Annotated in this window: 7 protein-coding genes and 1 pseudogene; all 8 read left to right on the plus strand. The window is 33.8% G+C overall.

The window, feature by feature from the left end; all coding sequences use genetic code 11:
• Positions 1 to 477: pseudogene (locus Q0075_RS08340) on the plus strand (F0F1 ATP synthase subunit alpha); the annotation flags it as partial.
• Between the two features lie 76 nt (positions 478 to 553).
• Positions 554 to 1,411, plus strand: coding sequence for an ATP synthase F1 subunit gamma (atpG, locus tag Q0075_RS08345; protein WP_297869121.1), 858 nt, complete (start codon positions 554 to 556; stop codon positions 1,409 to 1,411).
• 79 nt (positions 1,412 to 1,490) lie between these two features.
• Positions 1,491 to 3,833 carry a prolyl oligopeptidase family serine peptidase gene (locus Q0075_RS08350; protein WP_297869122.1) on the plus strand — a complete coding sequence of 781 codons (2,343 nt, stop codon included), beginning with the start codon at positions 1,491 to 1,493 and terminating at the stop codon, positions 3,831 to 3,833.
• Position 3,834: 1 nt separating this feature from the next.
• The gene (locus tag Q0075_RS08355) at positions 3,835 to 4,260 is read left to right on the plus strand and encodes a GNAT family N-acetyltransferase (protein WP_297869123.1); all 426 of its coding nucleotides are present in this window, start codon (positions 3,835 to 3,837) and stop codon (positions 4,258 to 4,260) included.
• A 5-nt stretch (positions 4,261 to 4,265) separates the two neighbouring features.
• Complete coding sequence (locus tag Q0075_RS08360) at positions 4,266 to 4,718, plus strand: hypothetical protein (RefSeq protein ID WP_297869124.1); 453 nt, start codon at positions 4,266 to 4,268, stop codon at positions 4,716 to 4,718.
• A gap of 30 nt (positions 4,719 to 4,748) precedes the next feature.
• Positions 4,749 to 6,209, plus strand: coding sequence for a polysaccharide biosynthesis C-terminal domain-containing protein (locus tag Q0075_RS08365; protein ID WP_297869125.1), 1,461 nt, complete (start codon positions 4,749 to 4,751; stop codon positions 6,207 to 6,209).
• Between the two features lie 75 nt (positions 6,210 to 6,284).
• The gene (dut, locus tag Q0075_RS08370) at positions 6,285 to 6,719 is read left to right on the plus strand and encodes a dUTP diphosphatase (protein WP_297869126.1); all 435 of its coding nucleotides are present in this window, start codon (positions 6,285 to 6,287) and stop codon (positions 6,717 to 6,719) included.
• Between the two features lie 126 nt (positions 6,720 to 6,845).
• Positions 6,846 to 7,018, plus strand: a 173-nt coding sequence (locus Q0075_RS08375; RefSeq protein ID WP_297869127.1) for a sugar phosphate nucleotidyltransferase, incomplete at its 3' end; no start/stop codon positions are given.

The raw sequence follows: 7,018 nt of genomic DNA on the forward strand, positions 1-7,018 counted from the left end.
TTCTTAGATGGTGATTTATTCAACTCTGGAGTTCGTCCTGCTATCAACGTAGGTATTTCGGTATCTCGTGTTGGAGGTAATGCACAAATCAAATCAATGAAAAAAGTTGCTGGTACATTAAAATTAGACCAAGCTCAATTCCGTGAATTAGAAGCTTTCGCGAAATTTGGTTCTGACTTAGATGCTGTAACTTTAAACGTTATCGAAAAAGGTAAGAGAAACGTAGAAATCTTAAAACAAGGTTTAAACTCTCCATTTAACGTAGAAAGTCAAGTTGCAATTATCTATGCTGGTTCTAAAAACTTATTAAGAAATGTACCAGTTGATAAAGTAAAAGAATTCGAAAAAGATTATTTAGAGTTCTTAAATGCAAAACACAGAGTTACATTAGACGCGTTAAAAGCAGGTAAATTTGATGACAAAATTACTGATGTTTTAGAAAACGTAGCTAAAGAAATTTCAGCAAAATATAATTAATTAGTCAATTAGACAATGTGTCAATTAGACAATTAATTGACACATTGATAAATTGGCACATTGACAAATTAACAAAATGGCAAACTTAAAGGAAATACGTAATAGAATTACTTCTGTTTCATCTACGATGCAAATTACATCGGCGATGAAAATGGTTTCTGCTGCAAAATTAAAAAAAGCGCAAGATGCCATTACGGCTATGCGTCCGTATGCAGAAAAACTTACTGAACTATTACAAAACTTAAGTGCAACTCTTGAAGGAGAAGTAGGTGGTGCTTTTACAGCTCAAAGAGAAGTAAAAAAAGTGCTTATCGTTGCAATTACTTCTAATAGAGGTTTGTGTGGTGCGTTTAATTCAAACGTTATCAAACAAGTAAAAGTAGTAGCTGATGCTTACCAAGGAAAACAAGTAGATGTTTTTGCTATCGGTAAAAAAGGAAACGACGTTTTACGTAAAACACATAATGTAGTTGACGTTCAAAATGGTGTTTTTGATCAATTGACTTTTGACAATGCAGCTGCTATTGCGCAACAGTTAATGGATAAATTCGTAGCAGGTGAGTATGATAAAATTGAAATCGTGTATAACGAATTCAAAAATGCAGCGACTCAAATTGTAAGAACCCAACAGTTTTTACCTTTAGCTCCAATTGTTGGAGGTGAAGTTGTAGCTTCTGATTATATCTTCGAACCTTCAAAAGAAGAAATTGTGTTAACATTGATTCCAAAATCATTAAAAACACAATTATACAAATCGATTAGAGATTCGTTTGCAGCAGAACACGGAGCACGTATGACCGCAATGCACAAAGCAACCGATAACGCTACAGAATTAAGAAACCAATTAAAATTAACATATAACAAAGCACGTCAAGCAGCAATTACTGGGGAAATCTTGGAAATTGTTGGTGGAGCAGAAGCGTTGAACAACTAATTTTAATTTAGATATTATAAATAGTCCCGATTTATTCGGGACTTTTTTGTTTTATATTTGTAAGAATAACAACTCACCAATGAAAAAATATACGTCTTTCGTTCTACTGCTTTTTACCTTTTTGGCTTCGGCGCAAAATCTTCGTTTAGAAGATATCATGAAAGGAAATGAATTTATCGGGCACCAACCTGATAATCATCGTTGGTCTATCGATGGGCAAACCGTTTTATTTGATTGGAATCCAAATAACGAAATAGGAAACAGCACGTATTTCTGGAATGCTACGTTAAAAACTCCTCAAAAAGTAACGACTTCAAATCCGATTTACGATTTGGATTTTATGGCAACGCAAAAGGAATACGACGTGGTGTATTATACCAATCAAGGCGTTTTGTATGCATATACCAAATCCACTAAAAAGACTAAAAAAGTAATTCAATTAGCCGAAAGAATTAACTCGGTAGAAAGAAGTACAAATACCAATGTTATTTTCTTTCAGCAAAATAGAAATGTATATCAATTCAATACCAAAGATTTTTCGATTGTTCAGTTGACCAATTTTAAATCGGGAAAAGAAAATAAATCAAAAGAGGAAGAAGATTCGTTCTTAAAAAAACAACAAAAAGAATTGTTTCAATTTGTTCGCGATGAAGAAGCGTCTTCAAAATGGTATGAAGAAAAATCAAAATCTAAAAAAGAGAAATTCCCAAAAGAAATCTATTACGACAAATCATCGTTAGAACAAATTAAACCCTCACCAGATGGGAAATTTGTAACCTTTCGAATTTCTGATTATCCAACGCAAGCTTCTACAAACGTTGAAAATTTCATTACGGATGATGGTTTTACACGTCAAGAAAAAGCAAGAGCAAAAGTTTCAACAGAAAATTTCAGCAAACATAAATTCGGAATTTTCAATACAGATAAAGATACAACGTATTACGTTTCATTTTCGAATTTAACGGGAATAAAAGAAGCACCAAAATACTATCAAGACTACGGAAATTTAAAAGACAAATCGGATTACGAAACGGCTATTGTAATGATGAGTCCTGTTTATAGCCCAGATGGAAAAAATACCGTTTTAGAAATCAGAAGTCAAGATAACAAGCACCGCTGGATAGTGCAATTGGATTTAGTTTCAGGAACCATCACCGAGTTAGACCACCAACACGACGAAGCTTGGATTGGCGGACCTGGAATTCCGGGCTACAGTTTCAGTGGTGGAACTTTGGGGTTTATTGATAATTCGACTTTTTATTTTCAATCGGAAGCAACTGGTTTTTCACACTTGTACACATATAATTTGAAAACCAAGAAAAAAGAAGCGTTAACAAAAGGCAATTGGGAAGTTCGTGAAGTGAAATTGTCCAACGATAAAAAATCATTTTACATCACTACTACGACAACACATCCAGGAAACAGAAGTTTTTACAAATTAGACATCGCTTCTAAAAAAATGACCGGAATTTTAACGAATGATGGCAACTACGAAGTAGAAGTATCTCCTGACGAAAAAACACTTTTAGTACGTTATTCCTATAAAAACAAACCATGGGAATTGTATGTGGGAGCTAATAAACCGAATTCAGATTTGAAACAAATCACGTTCTCCATTACACCAGAATTCAAAAAATACAATTGGAAAACACCAGAAGTTATCACGTTTAAAGCCGAAGACGGAACCAATGTTTACGCTCGTTTGTACCAACCAAAAGTAGAAAACAGTAACAAAGCCGCAGTTATTTTTGTTCATGGCGCTGGATATTTGCAAAACGCTCACAATTATTGGAGCACCTACCACAGAGAATACATGTTTCACAACATGTTAACCGATTTAGGCTACACCGTTTTAGACATCGATTACAGAGCCAGCGATGGTTACGGTCGCAATTTCAGAACGGGAATTTATCGTCACATGGGTGGAAAAGATTTATCAGATCAATTGGATGGAAAGAAATATTTGGTTCAAAATTTAGGAATTGATGCCAACCGAGTGGGAATTTACGGAGGTTCGTATGGTGGATTCATCACGTTAATGGCATTGCTAACAGAACCAGGCGAATTCAAAGCAGGAGCCGCTTTACGTTCGGTTACCGATTGGGCGCATTATAATCATGGCTACACCTCAAACATTTTGAACTTTCCAGAAACAGATCCTGAAGCATATAAGAAAAGTTCTCCAATTTATTTTGCGAATAACTTACAAGATAAATTACTAATGTTACACGGAATGGTCGATGACAACGTACAATTTCAAGATATTGTTAGATTAACGCAACGTTTCATCGAATTAGGTAAGAAAGATTTTGATTTAGCTGTATTTCCAGTGGAAGCGCATGGTTTTACGGAAACGTATTCTTGGGTAGACGAATACCGAAGAATTTTAAATTTATTCAACGAAAATCTATTACAAAAATAAAATGCCACAGTTAATCGAATTAGGAACGAAAGCCGAAATGTTAGAGCAATTGCCTATCATCCAACAATTATATTATGATTATACTTTAGAAATCTATGGGAATTTATTAGATAAAATGATTCCGCACAATTACAAACAACTCATCGTAGTCGAAAACGGAATCACGATGGGTTTGGCAGGATTTTGGATTGGAACTAAATTGTGGAGTGGAAAATATCTAGAAATGGATAATGTTGTGGTACATGAAGATTTTCGTTCCAAAGGAATTGGCAGCATCATGACGGAATATCTCAATCAAAAAGCAATCGATGAAAATTGTAATATGATTGCTTTAGATGCGTATACGACCAATTTTGGAGCCCAAAAATTCTACATGAATCACGGCTTTGTTCCGAAAGGGTTTCATTTTGTAAAATATTTAAAATAGGAATTATGAAAAACTATATTTCGATATTATTCTTGATTTTAGTTACTAGTTGCTCTAGTCAAGATAAAGTGATTAAAGAATCAGCAATTGTTGCATCTTATCAAGGTTGGGTAGCCGGTGTTCGTGGTGGTGGAAGCGGAATCAATTTTTATATCGACTTAAAATCGGAATTACCAGCCAATATTGAGCTTAAAAAATTAATTTTCAGAGGTTATGAAGTACTTTTTGAAAAACAGGATAATTTACATTTTCAGGCGATGATAAAAACTCCTGGTAATCAAGAAAAAATTGAAGGAGATGATACTCAAATTTATACCAGCCCAAAAAATGCTTTAACCTTAGCTGATAACGAAGCTATTTTAATTTTCTTGAAAAACGGCAAAGAATACCAACAAAAAATAACGAATGTAACCGAAAAACCAGCCTTAGAATATCCTTCGGCAAAACCAAAGTTTTAATTACATTTGTTATTCTAAAACCAAACCAACTTGAGTCTCTACAAAAGTCTTTTTAAACAAACGGCAATCTACGGCATAGCAACAGTTTTGCCTAGAATTATTAGTTTTATTCTAAATCCCATTTTTGTTTATTATCTTACAGATAAAGAAAAAATGGGTGAGGTTTCCGTTATTTTTTCCTATCTGGTTTTTTTTAATGTGATTTTATCTTATGGAATGGAAACAGCTTTTTTCCGTTTTTACAATTCGGAAGAAAATAAAGGAAAAGTAATATCTACATCTATTATTTCGCTTTTTTGGTCTACAATAGGATTTTTAGCGATATTTCTTTTATTTCGAAAAAACTTGGCTAATTGGTCTGAAATAAATGTGGAATATATCGTTTTCACCATTTGGATTTTAGCTTTAGATGCGTTAGCGATAATTCCGTTTTCCAAAATTAGAGCTGAAGGTCGCCCTATAAAATATGCGGTAATTAAGATTTCAAATGTCTTAATTAACTTGCTATTAAACGTTTTCTTTTTGATTCTGCTTCCCAATTTAGCAAACGAATCTTCTAATCCTTTTATTCAAACGATTTATCACGATGATTTTCAAATTGGCTATATTTTTGTTGCGAATTTAATAGCAAGCTTAGTTACTTTACTTTTCGTTTTACCCGATTATTTCAAAATCAAATGGCAATTTGATGCTGACTTGTGGAAGAAAATGATGCAATACGGCTTGCCTATTTTAGTGGCTGGAATTGCTTTTGCTATCAACGAACATTTTGATAAAATTTTATTAGATTGGATGCAAGTCGATATGGCTGACATTGGAGCCTATTCGGCTTGTTACAAAATTGGTATGTTTATGGTGTTGTTCCGAACGGCTTACACTTTAGGAATTGAGCCTTTTTTCTTCAGTCACGCAAAAAATGAAAACGCGCCTCAAACCTATGCTACGATTACCAAATATTTTGTCATTTTTGGTTCGTTCATTTGCTTAGGTGTTATCGTTTTTGCTGATATTTTAAAGTTGATTTTGGTTCCAAAAGAAACATATTGGGATGCGATGGATGTAGTGCCATTAATTGTTTTGGCTAATTTCTTTTTAGGTATTTATACCAATTTATCCGTTTGGTACAAATTAATTGATAAAACCCGAATTGGAGCTTACATTTCAATTGTTGGAGCGATTGTAACTTTAGTTTTAAACTTGCTTTTAATACCAATTATAAGTTATATGGGTTCGGCAATAGCTACTATTTTAGCTTACGGAGCCATGATGTTTATTTCGTATTATATGGGACAAAAGAAATATCCAATTCCATACGATAAGAAATCGATTTTTACTTATTTAGGATTAGCAATAGTACTTTCTGGAATTTCATTTTATGTGCCAATTTTACGTGAAACTTATGTCTTCGGAATTGCAGCTATCTTGTTTTTTGCTTACTTTGTGTACCGAAACGAAAAAGAAACCATTTTAACGATTATCAGAAGGAAATAATAACTTTAAACTATAGATTTAGTAAGGATTTCTCCAATTTCTAAAATCTGTGTTCTAAAAAAAATAGAATTAAAAATGCAAATCAAAATCATCAATAGATCCAATCACGAGTTACCAAACTATGAAACCATCGCTTCGGCAGGAATGGATTTACGTGCGAATATTTCAGAACCAATTACTTTAAAATCATTAGAAAGAACTATCGTAAAAACCGGACTTTTCATTGAATTGCCAATAGGTTACGAAGCGCAAGTACGTCCAAGAAGTGGTTTAGCAGCTAAAAAAGGAATCACCGTTTTAAATTCACCAGGAACAGTTGATGCTGATTATAGAGGAGAAATTGGCGTGATTTTAGTAAATTTATCCAATGAAGATTTCATAATCGAAAACGGAGAACGCATCGCCCAATTAATCATCGCCAAACACGAAAGAGCGGAATGGATTGAAGTAACCGAATTGTCAGAAACTTCAAGAGGTGAAGGTGGTTTTGGTAGTACGGGAGTGAAGTAAAGCCCCCTAACCCCCGAAGGGGGAACTGACAAAATTGTGTAAATAGTTTATAAATAAATTGAATTAATTAATAAAATCCTATTGACCCCTAATAGGAATTCCCCCTTAGGGGGTTAGGGGGCTAACATGAAAATAATAGTACCTATGGCTGGTCGTGGTTCACGCCTTCGCCCACATACTTTAACAGTTCCAAAACCATTAATTCCAGTTGCTGGAAAACCAATCGTTCATAGATTAGTTGAAGATATTGCTGGTGTTTTAAATCAGAAAATAGACGAAGTAGCGTTTATTATTCATGA

The organism is uncultured Flavobacterium sp., from assembly GCF_937967675.1.
In the GTDB taxonomy this organism is placed as follows: Bacteria; Bacteroidota; Bacteroidia; order Flavobacteriales; family Flavobacteriaceae; genus Flavobacterium.